Here is a 20,583-nt window from a genome sequence, read left to right on the forward strand (position 1 = left end):
ACAATAGGAAGGTGATCATATGAATTTTCAATTTGAACTTATTGAGGATAAAGTGGAATTTTTTGAGGCAAATAATTTAAAAACCTTACAAAAAAAGATTGAATCGCAAATTGACGAAAATCGGGCAATTTTACTTTCTGTCCATTCCGTTTCCCACCAAATGCATGTTAATGAAAATGGCCAAACATATTTTACTGCTGTTGTCCATTTTAAAAAGAAATAAAAAAACCTCTCAGAGATTTTGAGAGGTTTTTCACTATCCATTTTTTAATGGTCATTCCCAGAGAGATCTTCTACCTTGGTAGGTTTCCAGCCTTGGCCATCCACCCACTGAAGGTAGACATTGTACTTCTGCTTATTATCTTTTGAAGCGACTGTGCTAAACGAGCCATTTGCGGTAGATTTATCTCTTCCAAGCCAATATACTGTCATGTTGGCTTGGTCTAAACCAGTGGCATAGGAAATAGCATTTAACATTTCTTGCCAGTCAGCGGAAGATTTATCATAGTTAGCGATATGCTCGCCCGTTTGAGTTGTACCAACAGGCTCCCATGATGAATTTTCAGTCTCACTTCCCCCATCACCCTCTGTTACCACTTCCTGTGATTTATCCGCTTCCTCAGTAGCTGAAGAATCTTCTGTCGTTGCGGATTCTTCCGTTGTTGAAGTCTCTTCACTTAGTTCTTCTTCTTGTGCAGCAGTATCAGTATCAGTGTCGTCCTCAGCTGAAGTGACATCTTCCGACTTTGTTTTTTCTGTATCCTTTTGTGCCGATTCTTTTTGTTCTGTTTTCGTTGTTTCCTTTTTTGGTGATGCATTATCATTTCCTGTAGCAAAAATATTGTATGCGACAAAAATTATCAGTAAGAGTACAACGACGATTAAACTATTTAAGACGATATTAGTCTTTTTTCTTTTTGCACGATAACCTGAACGTGATTTAGAATTAATGTTATTAGTCAAAATTATTCCCTCCTAAGTAAAAATACAGAACTCCCCTACAGACTGGAGCCCGACATTTATAGACTCTCAATATTCTAACATGATTTCAAGAGAACTTGAAGGAAAAACCATTTCCTATTGCATTCCATGATCTTTTTGATATAACATTTTTACCATTTCAGCGAATAACAAATTTACTCCGCCCTCCGAATCGAGCACATCTAAATTCACGGCAACAAGGACATATTTGGGATTTTCATAAGGGAAATAACCTGCGAACCATTTATTATGCAGCTGCATCCCCGCTTGATATTTTCCAGTCTCTGCTGTCCCGGATTTCCCTGCGACCTCGTAGGGCAAGTCTTTAAACCATCTTCCCGTTCCATTTGGGTTTACGACAACTTCCCGCAGTAATCTTTGAAGTTTCATTGCGGTATAAGGAGAGATGTTCTCACCTTTTAGGTTTTGCTTTGGGAAATCTGCCATTGTCGTCCCGTTCTTATACTCTATTTTTGAGACGGCTCTTACCATCTCTTTTTCTCCACCTCTTGCGATTGTTGCCATCATATTAGCGACAGCCAAAGGAGTTGCCCGTACCTCATGCTGACCAATTCCAGACATCGCCGCGATATTTGCATCCTTTCTTGCATCATCCGATAGAAATACTCTGCCTCTATCTTCATCAGCCAGTTGTTTAAAATCATTTGTATGAAAAATATCGCCATGCCAGCCAACAGAACTTGTAAGCGACAGTTTTTCTGCATAGTCTTCTATAAGGTGTGGATTTATTTTTTGCAATTCCTTTGCTACTTCCCCGAACGTTCGATTACAGCTTCTCGCAAAGCTATTCGTAAAGTCCAACATTCCGTAATTATATCTTAACTCAGGTTTTCCATTGATTTTCTTACTACAATCAAACAGTCGCTGCGGATTATCAAGATTATGATCGATAGCCGCAGCTGCGACAACCGTTTTGAAAACTGAACCCATAATCTGCTGTTTTAACATCATATTTGTCATTCCTGCACCATTATAGGGATCATTTTTATTGATGGTTGGCCGCGAAACAAGTGAAAGAATGCTATTATCCTCAATATTAAGAAGAACCACCCCCCCTTTTTTAATTTCATATTGGTCCACTAAATCCTCCGCTTTTTGCTGCAAAGTCTTGTCAAGGGTTGTCCGAACATTAACAGGATAAAACGGATTAGCCGGATCCACATATTTCACATTAATTCCAAACAGGGGCGCCCCGCCTCCATCGACATGATAAATGAGCTTAGACTTTCCTTCAGGAAGAAGGAATTCATCAAAACTTTCTTCCAGCCCTGATACACCAATCAAGGTTTTCTCGGTTAGTTCTTTATCCGGGTAACGCTTCTTTAATTCGGTTGCATTTTCTCCTGTAAGCCCAATTAGCTGCTCTGCTGGTATTTCTGAACGCTCAAATTTCTTTTCAATCGCAAATACTCCTGGGATTTTCAAACGATTGATTCTATCCTTTTGTGAAGTCGTAAGTTCTAAAGGTTCAGGGTCACCAAAGGCAAAAGGCTTTTTCGCTCTTTCCACAGCCTTTTTAAGGACCTCTACAGGTATACCAGAAATGTCAGATACCCTGTCAGTATCCCAGTCCATTTTTTTTAAAAAAGGGAAAAGGACTAGAACAGACACCTTTTTATGCGTGAGCATTTCACCATTTCTGTCTAGAAAATTCCCTCTGCCATTATCAATAACTAGTTCCTGTGTTCGTTGTTTTACGCTTTCTTCTAGTAAATTTACATTATGTTTCGAAAATGTCTCTGTCTCAATTAACTGTATTTGCATTAAACGTGCTAAAAGTAATAGCAAACCGGTTATAGATATTATAAGCCATCCTATCGCTCGTTTTCGCCACATAAAAAACACCTCGTCAAAAGTTTTGACGAGGTTTTCTTATTTCAATCAATTATTCAAATGAAAGACCAAAAATAGTTATAATAACGATTATTTTATGCTAACGATTCGGACGCTCATTTCTCCGCCAGGAGTTTGAACTGATACTTGATCGCCTACTTTTTTACCTAAAAGGCTTTTGGCGATTGGGGAATCATTAGAGATTTTCCCTTCAAATGGATCAGCTTCAGCGCTTCCGACAATCGAATACGTTTCTTCATCACCATCTGGAAGCTCAACAAACGTAACAGAACTACCTAATGTTACAGAGTCACTTGCCATGGCAGCCTCTGCAATAATCTTGGCATTACGAATCATATTTTCTAAAGTAGTAATTCGGCCTTCAACAAATGCCTGTTCCTCTTTCGCAGAATCGTACTCAGAGTTTTCAGATAAATCACCAAAACTTCTCGCGATTTTAATTCTCTCCACCACTTCTTTACGTTTCACAGCTTTTAAATATTCAAGTTCTTGGATCAGTTTTTCTTTACCTGCTTGTGTCATCGGAAATACTTTCTCTGTAGCCAAAACCCTCACTCCTTCTAGTCCTTAAGAATTGTGTATGTACTCTATGTAATTCTATGCCCATCAGCATAATAGATAGTAGCGCGTCCTCTTTTATAAGGGCGCGCGACAGAAAATATTTTTCCAGTCTGAAATTAATATTTAGACTATTCCTTGCTATTGTTTCATAAAAAAGACTTTTGTTCAAGAATTGTTTGAATTTTTGTGACCATTAAATCAATCGCCACATGATTATGGCCGCCTTCAGGGATAATAATATCTGCATATCGCTTAGTAGGTTCAATAAATTGATTATGCATCGGACGAACAACATTTAGATATTGTTCAATAACGGAATCAAAGGTCCTGCCACGCTCACTAATATCACGTGTCAAACGGCGGATAATTCGTAAATCTGCGTCCGTATCTACGTACAATTTAATGTCCATTAAATTTCGTAGTCGTTCATCTTCAAGTACTAAGATTCCTTCTAAAATGATTACATCTTTTGGTTCTACAGGGATGACCTTGTCAGAACGTGTATGGATTGAATAGTCATAAACAGGTTTTTGGATGATTTCATATCGTAAAAGTTTTTCGATATGTTCAATAAGTAAGTCATTATCAAACGCAAGCGGGTGATCATAATTTGTTTTCAAACGCTCTTCAAATGGTAAATTACTCTGGTCCTTATAATAATAATCCTGTTCTATAACTAAAATCGAAAGATCTTTCAACGTTTCATAAATGGATTTTGTTACACTGGTTTTTCCGGAGCCGGAGCCGCCGGTTACACCAATAACAACCGGTTTACGCATCATGCTAGTTCTCCTTTCGCATCATGTTGTTAGGGTAGACCGGTTTGTCCAATTTAAATTGTACAATTTGAAGTGGATGTCTTGCTGCGTCCAATTCATTACCTTTTTCATCCCATATTTTATCAATGACATGTGTAAAGTTTTGAATTTCAGGTCCAAAAAATTCCACTTCTTCACCTGGTTTAAAATGGTTTCGCTGCTGAAGTGTAACCATTTGGGTTTCTGGATTATAATGCAAAACAAGACCTACAAATTCAAAATTTGTCTTCTTGCTATGATTACCAAACATCTGCTCTTTATACCCCGGAACACCTTCAAAAAATGCTGGTGCTGTTTCTCGATTAGCACACTTGTCCAGCTCTGTTAACCAATCCTTCTGGATAACAAAATTCTCAGGATCGGCGCAATAAGCATCGATTACTTTGCGGTATACACTAACGACTGTTGCAATATAGTGAATGGATTTCATTCTGCCTTCAATTTTTAAACTATCGATTCCAAGTTCAATCATTTGCGGGATTGCTTGAATTAAGTTAAGATCTTTCGGGCTCATTGCAAATGGAGCGTCTCCCTCTTCATAGAGAGCCACTTCTTTATTGCTGCCTTCCAGTTGGTAAAGATCATAATCCCAGCGGCATGATTGACAGCAGCCGCCACGGTTTGAATCTCTCGCAGTCATATGGTTACTCAAAGTACAACGGCCTGAATAAGCGATACACATGGCACCATGAATAAAGGTTTCAATCTCGACATCGACCTTTTCTTTCATTTCCTTAATTTCTTCTGCGCTTACTTCACGTGCTAAAACAACTCGCTCTGCCCCTGACTCTTTCCAAAACTGAGCTGCCTTCCAGTTAGAAAGTGATTGTTGTGTACTAATATGGATTTCAATTTCCGGTGCAAGACGGCGGCAAGTTTCAATAATTAACGGGTCTGCAACAATAATTCCCGCAATTCCTGTTTTCTTCAAGCCTAAGATATATTCCTCTAATCCGTCCAAATTTTCATTATGAGCAAAAATATTAGTAGTTACATAAATCTTTGCTCCATAGTTCTTAGCAAACTCTACACCCTCTTTCATTTCTTCGAAGGTAAAGTTGTCTGCATTTGAACGAAGTCCATACTCCTGGCCACCGATAAACACGGCGTCAGCACCATAATGGACAGCAATTTTTAATTTTTCAAGATTTCCAGCTGGAGCAAGGAGTTCCGGCTTCTTAACAATGACACGTTTTCCATCGATAATTTCAGAAATCTTATCTTTAACTGTACTCATAGCTGAACCCCTCCAATTGTCTAGCTTCTGCGCCTAGGCGCTTCCACTTTTCTGTTAATAAACGGTCTCTTTGAAAAAGAATCCTGTATCTAATGAACGATTTTCTGGCTGAATTTCTTCAATTGCAGCTAAAAGCTCGTCCTTTTTATCTTCATATGCGTCTGGATCTTCACTAAATAAATCGATGGCTTCCCGGTAAGCCTTTGTTACTGCAAGAATATATTCAGAGCTTTTTAAGATTCCATCTATTTTAAACGAATCTACACCCGCTTCTAACATTTCTTGCAATTCATCAATGATACAAATATCATTTGGACTCATAATATGGGTTCCATTTTCGTCTTCAAAAATGGGGTATTTATTCTCACGTTCTTTATCATGCAGGAACATATTCTTTTCCATTTTGCGGTTTTCGATTTCTAATACCTTCCCTTGGTATTCATAATAATTTCCCAGCAAGGAACGTTTCGATTGGAACATACAACTCATCCCATGAACTTGAACTTCGATTTCCACTTCTGCATTTTCTTTTGTTTCCACAATGGCGTCCATGTTTATTTCTCTGGCAAGGACAGCTCTTTTTGCACCCTTTGTTCCCCAATAGTTGCAAGTAAACCAGTTTGTTCCAGTGGTTTCCGTACCCCAATGGAGTTTCATATCAGGAGCAACCTCTCTGGCAGTCATTAAAACGGCTGGGTCACCGAAAATAATCGCATCAGCCTTTGCGTCAGAAACAAATTTAATATAATCATCTAATTCATCAATTTTTTCATTATGAAAAATCGCATTCATGGCCACATAGACTTTTTTACCTTTTGAATGAGCTAGTTCAATCGTTTTTTGTACATCGTCACGAGTAAATTCACCCGCCAGCCGCAGCCCATAGCGTTGTTCACCAATTACAAACGCATCTGCACCTGCTTCAATTAATGGCAAGATATCATCAACTGTCAACGGAGTTACAAGTAATTCCGGTTTTTTCATTCCCTCTCACCTCTTCTTTTACTGATCGCAACCCCATCCCCTACAGGTAGAATGACCGAATGATAATCTGGATGGCTCATTAACCAGTGGTTAAATTCATCAATTTTTTTGACGAGATTACGAATTCTTTTCGTTTCAATTTCTGGTTCAGCGACCAGTCCTTTAAATAAAACATTGTCAGTAATGATCATTCCATCATCACTTAAATATTTTGAATACATCTCAAAGAACTTTTTATATTGACCTTTTGCTGCATCAATAAAAATGACGTCAAATGAGGCATGGTCTTTCACAGCATCCTCAACTTCTAGTGCATCACCTTTAATCAAAGTAATTTGATTTTGATGTTCCGAACGTTGAATAAATTCCTCTGCCACTTGCAGCCGTTCCATATCACGTTCGATGGTAACGATATGGGCTTTTGGCAACGCATCAGCCATTCGTAAGGCTGAATAACCGATTGCCGTGCCTACCTCAAGAATTCTTGCCGAACGGTGAAGCCGCAATAATTGAAGCATGGTTTCTATACCCGCGAGTTCCATAATAGGAACATTATGAATACTTGCATAGTTTTCCATTTCTGTTAGTAATGGATCTCGTTCTGAAATAAGACCTTCTATATAAGAATGCAGCTTTTCATTTAACAAGCTGCCCTCACCTCTATCCTTAAATAAGAATTGCACTCATGTAGCAATTCTCTAAGTAAAATACTTTTATTATCTCTATCCATAATGCTCTTTAGACATGAAAAAATAGCGTTCACAGTAATCTTCAGCATTTAACGGCAAAAATCCGCCATCATGCGTTCCAAGCAGTTGCTGCTTAGGGTACCTTTACTGTGAGTTACGCTATGGATCCTTTATTAAAATACTTGAACTATTTTATCATAAACCAAACGTAAATTTCAACAAAAAAACGAGGGAAAGCGATTGTTTCCCTCGTAGAAGCCTTTATTTTTTACTAGTAATATGTTTTGCTTTTTCTTTATTATGTTCTTCGAGTGTTTTTGTAAAAATAACCTCTCCGTCAGCTGTTGCTATGAAGTAATAAAAATCTGTTTGCGCAGGATCAAGTGATGCTTCAATCGAAGACTTTCCAGCATTGGCAATTGGTCCTGGAGGTAAACCGGTATTTTGATAAGTGTTATAGGGAGATTCCACTTCTAGATCCTTATATAATACCCTTGCCTTGTGTTTCCCTTGTGCATAGAGAACAGTTGGATCTGTTTGGAGCATCATTCCCTTTTTTATGCGATTATAAAAAACACTTGCAATCGTTTTGCGGTCTGCCTTTTCGGTTGCTTCCTCTTCTACTAAGGAGGCCATCGTCAAAAGTTGATGAACAGATAGCTTTTTCTTCTCACTTTGTTCCGCATAGTCAGATAATACTGTCCGAGTTTTCGTAAGCATAGCAGCAACCATTTCCTCCACTGAGGGATTATTTTTATAAAACGGATAGGTTGCAGGGTACAAATACCCCTCAAGAGGATATTTCACTGAGGAATTTAAGATTTCCTCTGTTAAGATATCAGGATATTTAGCCATCAATGATTTAATAAATTCCTGATCGTTCAATTTATTAAAAACATCATTTTCATTCTGCTTAGTTGCTTTCGCCATGATCACAGCGATTTCCCTTAGTTGTTTACCTTCTGGTATTGTAATTTTGAAGCTGGCTTGTGCCAGTACTTTTCCCGTCTTGAGGCGGTTGACGATTTCAGGGACATCCATAGACGGACTTAGTTGATATTGCCCTGCCATAAACCCGCCTTCATTTTTTAACTTAACATAATATTTGAATACTTTTGCACTCTTTATTATGCCATTTGATTCTAATGTTTCGGCAATACCAGTTACCGATGAACCTAACGGAATATCAACCTGTTTAAACTTCTTGCTATCTGCGTCAATAGGTTTAAGCGCTGAATCTATATACAAATATCCTCCACCACTGATTAAGAGTATAAATAATAGCAATAAAATAGAAATAATCAAAACTATCTTTCTGACAACTTTTGCTTCTTTTTGATGTTCTAACATTTTTTTACGAATAACATCTTTTTTTGTATCTGTATGGTTTGTTGTCATTTGACTCCCCCTTTCCTTTGACTCATCGAACTACGTACGAAAAAATAGACCATCTTAATTATTTCAGCATATAGTAAGAAGAATGTCAATTTAACAATAAATTTGTCAGATTTTAAAACGAAATCCATAAAAAAAACCGACCATGGAAATGGCCGGTTTTTCTGTTTCTATTCTTCGTCTTCTTGGTCTTCGTTGAAGGTATTGAAAACTTCTTCAACCATGTCCCATTCTTCGTCTGTTTCAATTTGCATTAACGGACCATATCCGCCGTCTTCTGTTGGAATGTAGGCATAGACATGGATATCGACATCTTCTTCCTCATCATCAAAAGATCCGACTGGATAAAAGAATACATAGGACTTTTCGAATTCCTCAGAATCAAAAGTAAAAAGTACTTCATGTAACTGTTCATTACCATTTTCGTCTACTAATGTAATATATTGTTCCTCTTCATGTTCGTGCTCGTGCTCGTTTACCATTTCTTCACCTCATTAATTTTTACTATCAAGATAGCCTTGCAAAATCATTACTGCTGCCATCTTATCAATAACTTTCTTCCGTTTTTTCCGACTCACATCGGCCTCAAGTAATACGCGCTCAGCTGCCATAGTTGTAAGACGCTCGTCCCAAAGAATTGTTTGAACGGCAAATTGCTTTTCAATTTCATCGGCATATTGCATACTTGCTTCTGCACGTGGTCCGATCGTCCCGTTCATATTTTTAGGCAGACCGATAACAACTTTCTCTACTTGATACTCTTTTATTAATTGACCAATTTCCTCAAAACCAAACTCATTTCTTTCTTCATTGATTTTAAGAGTGGTGAGGCCCTGAGCAGTCCAGCCGAATTCATCGCTTAACGCCACACCGACTGTCTTCGTGCCTACATCTAAACCCAATAAGCGCATTATTAACCCTCTCGCTGCTGTTTAAGATAGGATTTTACCAATTCCTCAATAATTTCATCACGTTCAAGCTTGCGAATTATATTGCGAGCATCACGATGACGTGGAATGTAGGCAGGATCTCCTGATAATAGATAACCAACAATTTGGTTAATCGGGTTATAGCCTTTTTCCTGCAAAGCTTCATACACTTGATTAAGAACATCATTGATATCATGTTCAAATGGTTCTTCAGGAAAATTGAATCGCATCGTTTTGTCAAATGAGCTCATTGCATGCACCTCGCTTTTTATTTGAGGAAAATTATTCTATTTCTCTTCATTTTACACTACTTTATTTCAATATCAAATGGATTTTACCCATTCCTCAACGAATTGAAGCGCTGCATCAAGCTTTTCTGGGTCTTTCCCACCAGCTTGAGCCATGTCAGGACGACCGCCGCCGCCACCGCCGCAGCGTGTAGCAACTTCTTTGATTAACTTACCAGCATGGTAACCTTTTTCAATTAGATCCTTCGTTACCGCTGCAATTAAGTTTACCTTTCCTTCCTGTGCACTTCCCAAAACAATCACAACAGAGCCAAGCTTTTGCTTTAAGTCATCCGCCATATTTCTGAGGTTGTTCATATCAGCACCTTGAACATTTGCCGTTAATACAGTCACCCCATCAATTTCTTTTGCTTTGGTTACGAGATTTCCAGCTTCAATATTTCCAAGCTTCGTTGCAAGAGATTCGTTCTCTCTGTGAAGTTGTTTGATTTCAAGCATCAAACTATCAATTCTTGCAGCGATATCTTTAGGATTGGTTTTTAGTTTCTCAGCTGCATCCTTTAACATACCAACCTGCTCATTTAGGGACTTATAAGCCGATTCACCGGTTACTGCTTCAATCCTTCTTGTACCAGCACCAATTCCACCCTCAGAAACAATCTTAAATAATCCAATCACCGAGGTATTCGGTACATGGCATCCGCCGCAAAGCTCAAGACTGTAGTCTCCCACTCTTACGACACGAACAATGTCACCATATTTTTCGCCAAAAAGAGCCATCGCTCCCATTGCTTTTGCTTCAGCAATTGGTTTTAAGCTGATATCCAGTTCGATATTTCTCCAGATCTTTTCATTGACGATTTGTTCAACCTGTTCAAGTTCTTCTGGCTTAATTTGACCGAAATGCGAAAAATCAAAGCGGAGACGATCAGGTTCTACGAGGGAACCCGCTTGATTCACGTGCTCGCCAAGTACGTCTTTTAAGGCTTGGTGTAACAAATGTGTCGCTGTATGGTTTTTAATAATTTTGACACGATTTTCGGCATCCACTTCAGCTTTCACTTTGTCATTCGTTCTTAAGGTTCCAGCTGTAACCATGACTTGATGTAGATTTTGACCATTTGGTGCTTTTTGTACGTCCTTAACAGCAACACTGCTGCCTTCACCTACAATTACACCACGGTCAGCAATTTGTCCGCCGCTCTCGGCATAGAATGGTGTCACATCTAGAATTAATTGTACTTCCTCACCACTTGTCGCACTGTCAACAAGTTCACCATTTTTAATAATCGCTGCTATAGTAGAATTTGTTTTGAGTTCATCGTAGCCAACAAATTTACTCTCAACCTTTACATCACGAAGGACTCCACCTTGAACCTGCATCGAATCAACATCTTGTCTTGCTGCACGGGCACGTTCACGCTGCTGCTCCATTTCGACCTCGAAGCCGGAATGGTCTACCTTCATCCCCTCTTCTTCGGCATATTCCTCTGTTAATTCAACAGGGAATCCATAGGTATCGTAAAGTCGGAAAATATCAGCACCTTTGATGGTATCACTGCCTTTTTCTTTTTCCTTCTTAATGACAGTTGCTAGAATCGCTAAGCCTTCATGAAGTGTCTCATGGAAGCGTTCTTCCTCACTTTTGATAACTTTTTGAATGAAATCTGTTTTGTCCTTTACTTCTGGATAGAAGTCATCCATAATTTCGCCAACTACTGGTACGAGTTCATACATGAATGGACGATTAATGTTGATTTGTTTGGCATACCGAACAGCTCTGCGCAGCAGGCGGCGAAGTACATAGCCACGGCCTTCGTTGGATGGCAATGCTCCATCTCCGACAGCAAAAGCAACCGTCCGAATATGGTCAGCAATTACTTTGAACGCAACATCGGTTTCTTTGTTTTGACCGTACTTTTCACCAGAGATCTCTTCTGTTGCACGAATAATCGGGATAAATAAATCTGTATCAAAATTGGTAGGGACGTTTTGTACAACAGAAGCCATACGCTCTAATCCCATCCCCGTATCAATATTTTTCTTTGGCAGCGGTGTATAAGTGCCGTCAGGATTATGATTGAATTGTGAAAATACAAGGTTCCATACTTCCAAATAACGGTCATTTTCACCGCCTGGATAAAGCTCTGGGTCTGATGGATCATTTCCATACTCTGGACCGCGGTCATAAAAAATTTCAGTATTCGGGCCGCTTGGGCCTTCTCCAATATCCCAGAAGTTCCCTTCTAAACGAATAATACGCTCTTCTGGCAAACCAATGGTGTTTCTCCAAATGTCATATGCCTCGTTGTCTTCAGGATGGATCGTAACTGAAAGAAGTTCTGGATCCCAGCCAATCCATTTTTCAGATGTTAAGAATTCCCACGCCCATTCAATCGCTTCCACCTTAAAATATTCACCAATGGAAAAGTTACCAAGCATCTCAAAGAATGTATGGTGTCGAGCCGTTTTCCCAACATTCTCAATGTCATTGGTTCTAATTGATTTTTGTGCATTTGTAATTCTCGGATTTTCAGGAACAACACGTCCATCAAAATATTTCTTTAAGGTTGCGACACCACTGTTAATCCATAAAAGTGATGGATCATCATGAGGCACTAGTGATGCACTTGGCTCAATCGTGTGACCTTTTTCTTTGCTAAAAAACTCTAAAAACATGGAACGAATTTGTGAACCTGTTAAATCTTTCATATGTAGAAGACCTCCTTTTTTATAAAAAAGCATACAAAAAAGCCCTCATCCCAAAAAACAGGGACGAGAGCCTATCTCGCGGTACCACCCTGATTATGGATACAATAAAACGTATCCATCTCTCAAAAAACCCTTAACGCAGGCATACGGCAGTGATTAGCTGCACTCCAGATTAGCTTTCTGTCGTCCTTCATCTAGAGCTTCTTTCAGCTAGGGAAGCTCCTCTCTTCTTCGCAAATGCGATACAGATGGACTACAACATACTTTATCCTTCAACATTTTCATCCAATGACTCTATAACACGAATTATAGACACCCGAAAAAAGTTTGTCAAATCAATCTTTCCGCTTAAGTGCTAGGTTCCTTTGCATTCCTTCGAATAAAATGATTTTTCGCATGAATTATGGCTACTTTGATCACCACAAGGACCGGGACGGCCAAGATCAGTCCCAGAATCCCGCCGATTTCTCCTCCAGCTGTTAATGCAGCCATAATAATTAAGGGGTGCATATGAAGACTTTTCCCCACAATCAAAGGGGATAAAATGTTTCCTTCAAGAAATTGGAGACCAAACACGATAACTAATGTAATCAATACTAATTTTACGGATGATGTGGCAGCGATAATGACGGCCGGGACTGCCCCGATGATGGGCCCAAAATAGGGAATGACGTTTGTAATCCCCACTATTAAACCTAATATTAACGGATATTTTAAATGGAACAGCCAAAACAATAGGGCAGAGACACTGCCAATAATGATACATACCAGTAGTTGTCCCCTAATATAGCTGCCAAGGGATTCATCCACATCCTTCAGGAATAGCGTCCCTTTTCTCCGCCATTGTTTAGGTGTTATATACCAAATTGCCCGTTTGATCAACGGAAAATCCTTTAACATATAAAAGGCAATAAATGGAATGATCATCATAATTAATGCTGAATTAAGAAACTTAATTAAAATATTGACAATGACCGTTAATAAGGAATCCAGTTTTTTTTCAAACGCATCAATGCCTTCATCCATTCTAGTCTGCAGACCATCTGGCCATTCCCGTGTGTGCGATTGAAGCGTAGTAATCCAACCTCTGTATTGCTCTGCTAATACTGGTGCACTTTCAGAGAGATCTTTTATTTGGTCAATGATTGCTGGAACTCCTTTATACACGCAAAAGCCGAGTCCACCAAAAAATAAGATATAAATTAGAAAAATAGCTAATCCACGGTGGAGACCCTTTTGATGTAATTTTTCCACAATTGGATGGAGCAAGTAGGTGATAAATGCTCCAATTGCAAAGGGAAGAATAATAAGGATAACCACCCTTAAAATAGGCAGCCACACAAAGCGGATTTTTAGAAAAACATAAATAGCAATTAATAAAAGGAGTAAAAAACCGATGCGGTAATACCACTTCATACGAATTTCCACATTATCCGAGCCTCCCTTCAGGTTAGTGTTAGAGACACTCGGTAAAAATATGCATTAATAATCCCCCTCTGCTGCGAGGGGGATTCGTTCTAAAAAATCGCTCGTTTTACTTTCTTTGTCATTCTTTTCATATTGCGGGTGGACATCATATTATTTCTTTGGGCGACATTATAGGCTGCCATCCCCGCACCAAACGCAATCATCGTCGTCATCATTTTATTCATACGTTTCACCTCTTTAATAGACGTTAAATAAGTTTCTACTCACTTTGATAACGGTCTAGCATAGCGTTTCCGCTTTTCTCTCTTAAAGGGTGTAACGACGCTCTTCTTCTTCAAACAAATCGTCCAAGGAACTAAGTGACCCGTCTTCTTCGACTTGATGGGTATTGATTAGGCCTTTGTTTACTGAAAGTTCAATAAAGCAATTCCAACAATAATATTGGTTAATTCCAATTTTACCGATATCCTTACTTTGACAATTGGGACACTTTAACATGGAAAGACACCTCACGTATTATTTACATCTACGATAATGGCATCCTTTCCGATTGCTAAGGGCTTCCCGGATTGAATGACTTGTTTGCCTTCCGTAAGATCCGAAAAGAAGCCATCCGTGATTTCGTACCCTATGATTGTGCCCAATTCCTCCTGAAAATATACATCTTTTAACAAACCAAGGGATTCCCCGCTTTTTGAAAGCATCATCATCCCGTCTAATGGCTGTTGATGTGTAAGTGTATATTGGGGGTCTTTCAGCTTTACTAAAGAGGTGTTATCCTCAATCATTACCCCATCTACACCGAAGGAAGCCACTTTTTGGATATCCAAAAAAAAGGATTGTTTGAAAAAAACGCCTTTTTTTACCAATAATCCGTCTACCCTGCCGGTGCTCGAGATACATAAATCACTTACCTCGCCAATTTTCTGACCGCTGTTTGTTTCAAAAACAGGCTGTCCTTTTAATAAAGAGAATGTCCGCAAAGAGTGTCCCACCTCCTGTGAACATTCATAGTGTTAGTCATTTGCCATGAAATCATAAGGTGAAACGTTTTCCATTCCAACCATTGGATTAGCCTGCATGAATTTTTCTTCGTAGGACATGGCAGAACCTATTTCTTCACCTTGGTCATTACTTTCTATCGCTGTATTTGATTCATGCTTTTTACCAACATGTGAAGCCGGTGCAATCGACTCTTGCAGCTTTTGACACAATGTAGTTTGACGGGAAAGTTCATCCGCTCTTTCTACGCCCATTTTAAGAGCATCGACTTCACCGCAAAGAATTAAGGATTGTTTACTTCGTGTGATGGCTGTATAGATTAAATTTCTACGTAACATCCGATAATAACTTCTTGTCACTGGCAAAATGACAATCGGGAATTCACTGCCCTGCGATTTATGGACGGAGCAGCAATAGGCGTGGGTAATTTGAGTTAAATCTTGTCTAGTGTACTCGACTTCATTGCCTTCAAAGGAAATGTATATCATATCCTGTTTTTCGGTGTTTTCCTTCGAATAGATAATCGAGATAATTTCCCCAATATCCCCGTTAAAAACATTGCTTTCTGGTTGGTTCACCAGTTGGAGTACTTTATCACCAATCCGATATTTGACCTCACCAAAAGCAATTTCCTTTCTTTTACCATCAGGATTAGGATTAAATATTTCCTGTAATAAAACATTCAAGCGGTCAATTCCAGCAGGCCCCCTGTACATAGGCGCTAACACTTGAATATCCTTTGCGGAATAGCCTTTATTTTTCGCATTAAAGGCGACTTTTTCAACCACTTGTGCTACCTGGGCTGTTGAACATTTAATAAACGACCGATCTGCTTGCTTCTGAGTGATATCAGCGGGCAAGTAGCCTTTTTTAATTTCATGGGCAAGTTCAATAATTGAAGAACCTTCTGCCTGTCGGTAAATATCCGTTAACCGTACGGTTGGAATCCGTTCAGATGTGAGCAAATCTTTTAAGACCTGTCCCGGTCCGACCGATGGTAATTGATCTTCATCACCAACCATGATGACTTGGATATTTTCGGGAAGCGCCTTAAACAATTGATTTGCAAGCCATATATCGAGCATAGAGGTTTCATCTACGATGATAATTTTCCCTTCGAGCGGACTTGCATCGTCACGGTCAAATCCTTCTTGACCATTAAATCCAAGTAAGCGATGGATGGTTACCGCAGGGAGGCCGGTCGATTCACTCATCCTTTTAGCGGCTCTTCCAGTCGGGGCTGCTAATAAGAACGGAAAGGGTTCGCCTTTTTTCTGGTAATCCTTAAGCTCTAAGGAACAGCCATGCAGTTCTGAATAAAGTTCTACAATTCCTTTGATAACCGTAGTTTTTCCTGTCCCTGGTCCACCAGTTAGAATCAACATAGGCGACATTAACGCCGTTTGGATGGCTTCACGCTGCGAGGGTGCATATTGGACACCCAGTCGTTCCTCTAAACTTCCTAATGAGAGAAGAAATTCAGATTCCGGAAATTGATCCTTATATTCGGTTTGTTCGAGGATACGCTGGATATTTGTTACTAGCCCTTTTTCGGCAAAATATAAGGATGGTAAGTACACGCGTTTCTCTTCACCAATTAATTTGCCCTCTTCTTGCAGCTTGATGACTTCATTTGAAATATCTATGTATTCTATTTGATCGCGCTTGTTCTCTTCTAAAAGGTCTTTTACCTGTTCCAATAAGTCCTCAGCATGGATGTAAACATGCCCCGTCTGCATGCTTTCATTTTCAAGGATGTAGAGACAGGCTGCCTTAATCCGGTCAGGGTGATTCCCAGAAATCCCTAGTTGGTACCCGAGTTCATCCGCCCGGCCAAAACCGATTCCCTCTATATCTTCAACAAGTTTATAAGGATTCTTCTGCATAATTTCAAGCGTCTGTTCTTTATAGGCTTGATAAATCCGCATCGAGATTTGAGGTCCGAAGCCATATTGATTTAAAGCGACCATGACTTGCTCTAACCCTTGATGCTCCATTAATGTATCGTAAAGCATTTTTGCTTTTTCTGGAGGGAGTTTTGGAATGGAGTCGAGCAATGACGGCTGGTGGAGAATCTTTGAAATGGCGTCCTCTCCTAAGGTTTCAACAATGTTTTCGGCCGTCTTTTTCCCAATACCTTTAAACATCTCACCTGATAAATAGTTGATGACCCCTTGTTTCGATTGGGGCATATCTTTGCGGAAATGATTGGTATGAAATTGCAGTCCAAACTTAGGATGATCCTTAAATTCCCCGAAAAAGATATAGGTCTCCTGTTCATGGATTTTTGGAAAATAACCGGTGACCACAGCCTCTTTGTCCTCATAAGAATGATTGGTTTCATCGACTCTTATTCGTAAAACCGTGTAAAGGTTTTGTTCATTGTGAAAAATGGTGACAATCGGTCTGCCTTTTACAAATTTCCCCTGTTCAGCAAATAAATCCAACGTGTCTTGCTTTTCCATTTAGCTCCCTCCCTTCTATATAATAATGAGTATTATTGATTGTTTTCTATTAATTTTTTCGCATGACCTGCGAGCAGATGGTCGGGTTGAATGTCGAGTGCTTTGTTTAACATTTCTAATGCTTTCGCTGGATTGTCTTGAAATGCGTAGGAAACACCTAAATTATAAAAGGCATCGGAATGTGTTGGATCCAATTCGATACATTTTTCAAATTGAATGACAGCTTCAGCGATGAATTCTAGTTGTGCAAGGCATAATCCGTATTGAAAACGAGCTTCCGCATCAGTTTCATTTAACTCCACACTTCTTTGTAGATAAGGGAGAGCAAATTTCCCTTGATCTAATTGAACAAGCGTCAGCCCTAACATGAAATAATTATCACTGGATTGCAGACCCTTTTTCATTGCAGTCTCAAACATATTCTTAGCTTCGTTTAATAGGTCCTTGCTAAATAACAAAGTCCCAATACTATAATAAGCAGCCGCAGCGTTATCATCTATTTCAATGGCTTTTTGATAAAAATTAAGAGCCTTTTCGTCGTCCCCAACTGCAGAAAGTACATTTCCGAAATTTATATAGGCAACTGGGTCGTTTGGGTTTTCTTGAATGGCTTCATTAAAGGCCTTTGCCGCCTCTTCCAGATTGCCATCCTGCATGTATTGTACACCTAATTGGTTTTTATCCATTAGTACCACTCCAATCTAAGAGAAAGTATATCATATTTTATTAAAAAATAATTTCAAGAGTTGTAACCAAACGGGGTATTCCCTATTTAACTGCCCTTTGGGATCTCGCCAAGTTTGAAGTTTATTTCGCCAAACTCTAGAGGGATTTCGCCAACTTTAATTTTTATTTCGCCAAACTCTGGGGAGATTTCGCCAACTTTCACTTTTATTTCGCCAAACCCTTGAATTACCCACAAAAAAACCTGATTCCATTTGAGGAATCAGGTCTTCTATTATCCCACATAGGTTAAACGTTCACCATTTTTAAAAACATGATCAATCGTCCCACCGCCAAGACATTCATCACCATTGTAAAACACAACTGCTTGTCCTGGTGTAATTGCCCGAATCGGTTCGTCGAAAATAACTTCCACTTGATTATCTTCTAAGAGACGAACGGTTACGTTATTGTCTTCCTGGCGATAGCGGAATTTTGCAGTACATTTAAATTCCGCTGGCTTTTCACGGTCGGATACCCAGCTGACATTGACAGCCGTAATCGAGTCTGAATAGAGTTTTTCATGATGAAAACCTTGACCGACATAAAGGATATTTCTTTCTAAATCCTTACCAATTGCAAACCACGGCTCACCCGAACCGCCAATCCCTAGACCATGGCGCTGACCAATCGTATGGTACATCAAGCCCTCGTGTTTACCTTTAACTTCACCGGCGAACGTCTCCATATTCCCTGGCTGGGCAGGTAAATATTGACCTAAAAACTCTTTAAAATTCCGTTCGCCAATAAAACAAATCCCCGTGCTATCTTTTTTAGCAGCCGTGGCAAGGTTTGCTTCCTTCGCAATTTCCCGGACTCTTGGTTTTTCAAGATTACCAATTGGGAACATTACCTTACTTAATTGCTCTTGGGTCAATTGGTTCAAGAAATAGGTTTGATCCTTATTTTCATCCAGACCGCGCAGCATCTTATATTCTCCATCCCGATACTCAACTTGAGCATAGTGACCGGTCGCTAAATAGTCCGCTCCTAAATTCATGGCATGTTCAAGGAAAGCTTTAAATTTAATTTCCTTATTACACATAACATCCGGATTAGGGGTCCGTCCTGCTTTATATTCTTCAAGGAAGTAGGTAAATACCTTATCCCAATATTGTTTTTCGAAATTAACTGCATAATATGGAATGCCAATTTGGTTACATACACGTATGACATCTTCATAATCTTCTGTTGCAGTACAAAAACCGGTATCATCTGTGTCATCCCAGTTTTTCATAAAAATACCGATGACATCGTAGCCTTGCTGCTTCAACAAAAGTGCTGCCACAGAAGAATCTACTCCACCTGACATTCCGACTACCACTCTTGTATTTTTCGGATCTTTTGTTTCCAATGAATTTCACCTCTCTATTGCCAAAAGCTTTTACTAAATTTATTTTTTCAAACGGGTAACAATTCTAGCAGTTTCTTCCGCAGCCTTAACAACTTCTTCAATGGTTGTATTATAACCAAAGCTGAACCGAATCGAATTAGTTAATCGTTCTGAGTTTTTTCCAAACATGGCAACAAGCACGTGGGAAGGTTCAATTGAGCCCGCAGTGCAGGCGGAGCCGCTCGATACAGCAATACCTGCTAAATCAAGATTGACGAGCATTGCTTCCACACTTGTCCCAGGAAAGCTTAAGTTTAATACATGTGGCAAAGAGTTATCAAGTAATCCGTTTATGTTAAATTCTACATCTAGCTCTTGCAGCTTATCAATTAACGTTCGTTTCAGATCTAGGAATTGTTTGCGCTTTGCCTCACGATTTTCATTTGATATTAAAACAGCTTCATGAAAACCAACTATTGAGGCAATATTCTCCGTCCCTGCCCGTCTTTTTCGTTCTTGCTCACCACCGAAGGAACGTGGAGAAAGCTTAATATTAGATTTTGAAAAAAGGAAACCTACTCCTTTTGGTCCATTGATTTTATGAGCTGAAACAGATAATAAATCAATGAAACTTTGATTGACATCTATTTCTTCAACACCATATGCTTGGACAGCATCCGTATGGAAGATTGCTTGATGATCTTTTAATAACAGTCCAATCTCCGTTATTGGCTGGAGCGTTCCTACTTCGTTGTTACCGTACATAATCGACACTAATATGGTATCTTTTCTTAGTGCAGCTTGAAGGTCTGCCAACGAAATTTGGCCACTATCATCGACGGGTAAATAAGTGACCTCATATCCTAGTTTTTCTAATTTTTGGCAGGCATGGAGGACAGCATGGTGCTCCACTTCAGTGGTGATTATATGTTTGCCCCTATGTTGATACGTTTCAGCGGCTCCAAATAACGCCATATTATCCGCTTCTGTTCCGCCGCTTGTAAAGATAATCTCGGTTTCCTTTGCACCAATGCTGCCTGCTAACACCGAACGGGCCTGGTCAACTAGGTGACGGGCTTCCCTCCCATAAGAATGGATGCTTGAAGGATTTCCGAAAGTTGATTGCATCACCTCAAGCATTTTTTCAATAACCATAGGATGCATAGGCGATGTTGCCGCATGGTCGAGATAGATTCGTTCCAC

At 39.5% G+C, this 20,583-nt stretch carries 22 protein-coding genes and 1 other annotated feature; of the genes, 1 reads left to right on the forward strand and 21 read right to left on the reverse strand.

The window, feature by feature from the left end:
• The first annotated feature begins 19 nt into the window (after window positions 1–19).
• A complete protein-coding gene (locus ACE198_RS06990; RefSeq protein ID WP_251457453.1) occupies window positions 20–223 on the forward strand; it encodes a DUF2536 family protein in 204 nt (67 codons plus the stop codon).
• A gap of 44 nt (window positions 224–267) precedes the next feature.
• Here ACE198_RS06990 and ACE198_RS06995 read toward each other — a convergent pair whose 3' ends face one another.
• The 21 genes from ACE198_RS06995 to ACE198_RS07095 all read right to left on the reverse strand — a co-directional run bounded on the left by ACE198_RS06995 (window position 268) and on the right by ACE198_RS07095 (window position 20,583).
• The gene (locus tag ACE198_RS06995) at window positions 268–963 is read right to left on the reverse strand and encodes a YrrS family protein (RefSeq protein ID WP_251457456.1); all 696 of its coding nucleotides are present in this window, start codon (window positions 961–963) and stop codon (window positions 268–270) included.
• A 114-nt stretch (window positions 964–1,077) separates the two neighbouring features.
• Window positions 1,078–2,838, reverse strand: coding sequence for a peptidoglycan D,D-transpeptidase FtsI family protein (locus ACE198_RS07000; protein WP_251457459.1), 1,761 nt, complete (start codon window positions 2,836–2,838; stop codon window positions 1,078–1,080).
• Window positions 2,839–2,925: 87 nt separating this feature from the next.
• A complete protein-coding gene (gene greA, locus ACE198_RS07005) occupies window positions 2,926–3,402 on the reverse strand; it encodes a transcription elongation factor GreA (protein WP_026563493.1) in 477 nt (158 codons plus the stop codon).
• 161 nt (window positions 3,403–3,563) lie between these two features.
• Entirely contained in the window at window positions 3,564–4,199 is a 636-nt protein-coding gene (udk, locus tag ACE198_RS07010) for a uridine kinase (RefSeq protein ID WP_098575581.1), read from the reverse strand.
• A gap of 1 nt (window position 4,200) precedes the next feature.
• Window positions 4,201–5,472 carry a peptidase U32 family protein gene (locus ACE198_RS07015; protein ID WP_251457462.1) on the reverse strand — a complete coding sequence of 424 codons (1,272 nt, stop codon included), beginning with the start codon at window positions 5,470–5,472 and terminating at the stop codon, window positions 4,201–4,203.
• A 54-nt stretch (window positions 5,473–5,526) separates the two neighbouring features.
• Window positions 5,527–6,456, reverse strand: coding sequence for a peptidase U32 family protein (locus ACE198_RS07020; RefSeq protein WP_251457465.1), 930 nt, complete (start codon window positions 6,454–6,456; stop codon window positions 5,527–5,529).
• The gene (locus ACE198_RS07025; protein ID WP_251457467.1) at window positions 6,453–7,103 is read right to left on the reverse strand and encodes an O-methyltransferase; all 651 of its coding nucleotides are present in this window, start codon (window positions 7,101–7,103) and stop codon (window positions 6,453–6,455) included. The genes ACE198_RS07020 and ACE198_RS07025 overlap by 4 nt, the downstream gene beginning before the upstream one ends.
• Window positions 7,104–7,406: 303 nt before the next feature.
• Entirely contained in the window at window positions 7,407–8,543 is a 1,137-nt protein-coding gene (mltG, locus tag ACE198_RS07030) for an endolytic transglycosylase MltG (protein ID WP_375375078.1), read from the reverse strand.
• 167 nt (window positions 8,544–8,710) lie between these two features.
• Complete coding sequence (locus ACE198_RS07035) at window positions 8,711–9,022, reverse strand: DUF1292 domain-containing protein (RefSeq protein WP_098575586.1); 312 nt, start codon at window positions 9,020–9,022, stop codon at window positions 8,711–8,713.
• A 12-nt stretch (window positions 9,023–9,034) separates the two neighbouring features.
• The gene (gene ruvX / locus ACE198_RS07040) at window positions 9,035–9,451 is read right to left on the reverse strand and encodes a Holliday junction resolvase RuvX (RefSeq protein ID WP_098575587.1); all 417 of its coding nucleotides are present in this window, start codon (window positions 9,449–9,451) and stop codon (window positions 9,035–9,037) included.
• Between the two features lie 2 nt (window positions 9,452–9,453).
• A complete protein-coding gene (locus ACE198_RS07045; RefSeq protein ID WP_026563485.1) occupies window positions 9,454–9,720 on the reverse strand; it encodes an IreB family regulatory phosphoprotein in 267 nt (88 codons plus the stop codon).
• 72 nt (window positions 9,721–9,792) lie between these two features.
• Window positions 9,793–12,429: an alanine--tRNA ligase gene (alaS, locus tag ACE198_RS07050; protein ID WP_251457473.1), complete on the reverse strand. Its 2,637-nt coding sequence runs from the start codon at window positions 12,427–12,429 to the stop codon at window positions 9,793–9,795.
• Between the two features lie 56 nt (window positions 12,430–12,485).
• Window positions 12,486–12,714: a binding site (T-box leader), on the reverse strand.
• Between the two features lie 63 nt (window positions 12,715–12,777).
• Window positions 12,778–13,857, reverse strand: coding sequence for an AI-2E family transporter (locus ACE198_RS07055; protein WP_251457476.1), 1,080 nt, complete (start codon window positions 13,855–13,857; stop codon window positions 12,778–12,780).
• Window positions 13,858–13,946: 89 nt separating this feature from the next.
• Window positions 13,947–14,081 carry a YrzQ family protein gene (locus tag ACE198_RS07060; protein ID WP_098575590.1) on the reverse strand — a complete coding sequence of 45 codons (135 nt, stop codon included), beginning with the start codon at window positions 14,079–14,081 and terminating at the stop codon, window positions 13,947–13,949.
• 82 nt (window positions 14,082–14,163) lie between these two features.
• Entirely contained in the window at window positions 14,164–14,355 is a 192-nt protein-coding gene (locus ACE198_RS07065; protein WP_026563482.1) for a hypothetical protein, read from the reverse strand.
• An 11-nt stretch (window positions 14,356–14,366) separates the two neighbouring features.
• On the reverse strand, window positions 14,367–14,840 hold the full coding sequence (locus ACE198_RS07070; protein WP_251457479.1) for a PRC-barrel domain-containing protein: 474 nt from the start codon (window positions 14,838–14,840) through the stop codon (window positions 14,367–14,369).
• A 33-nt stretch (window positions 14,841–14,873) separates the two neighbouring features.
• Window positions 14,874–17,324 (reverse strand): SF1B family DNA helicase RecD2, encoded by a 2,451-nt coding sequence (gene recD2, locus ACE198_RS07075; RefSeq protein WP_251457482.1) that lies wholly within the window; start codon window positions 17,322–17,324, stop codon window positions 14,874–14,876.
• A 32-nt stretch (window positions 17,325–17,356) separates the two neighbouring features.
• Window positions 17,357–18,010 carry a tetratricopeptide repeat protein gene (locus tag ACE198_RS07080; protein ID WP_251457485.1) on the reverse strand — a complete coding sequence of 218 codons (654 nt, stop codon included), beginning with the start codon at window positions 18,008–18,010 and terminating at the stop codon, window positions 17,357–17,359.
• An 86-nt stretch (window positions 18,011–18,096) separates the two neighbouring features.
• On the reverse strand, window positions 18,097–18,246 hold the full coding sequence (locus ACE198_RS07085) for a hypothetical protein (RefSeq protein WP_375375079.1): 150 nt from the start codon (window positions 18,244–18,246) through the stop codon (window positions 18,097–18,099).
• 36 nt (window positions 18,247–18,282) lie between these two features.
• The gene (gene mnmA, locus ACE198_RS07090) at window positions 18,283–19,401 is read right to left on the reverse strand and encodes a tRNA 2-thiouridine(34) synthase MnmA (RefSeq protein ID WP_285850963.1); all 1,119 of its coding nucleotides are present in this window, start codon (window positions 19,399–19,401) and stop codon (window positions 18,283–18,285) included.
• A 39-nt stretch (window positions 19,402–19,440) separates the two neighbouring features.
• A complete protein-coding gene (locus tag ACE198_RS07095) occupies window positions 19,441–20,583 on the reverse strand; it encodes a cysteine desulfurase family protein (RefSeq protein WP_375375080.1) in 1,143 nt (380 codons plus the stop codon).

Origin of the sequence: Neobacillus sp. KR4-4 (assembly GCF_042136325.1) — a bacterium.
Taxonomy (GTDB): Bacteria; Bacillota; Bacilli; order Bacillales; family Cytobacillaceae; genus Neobacillus.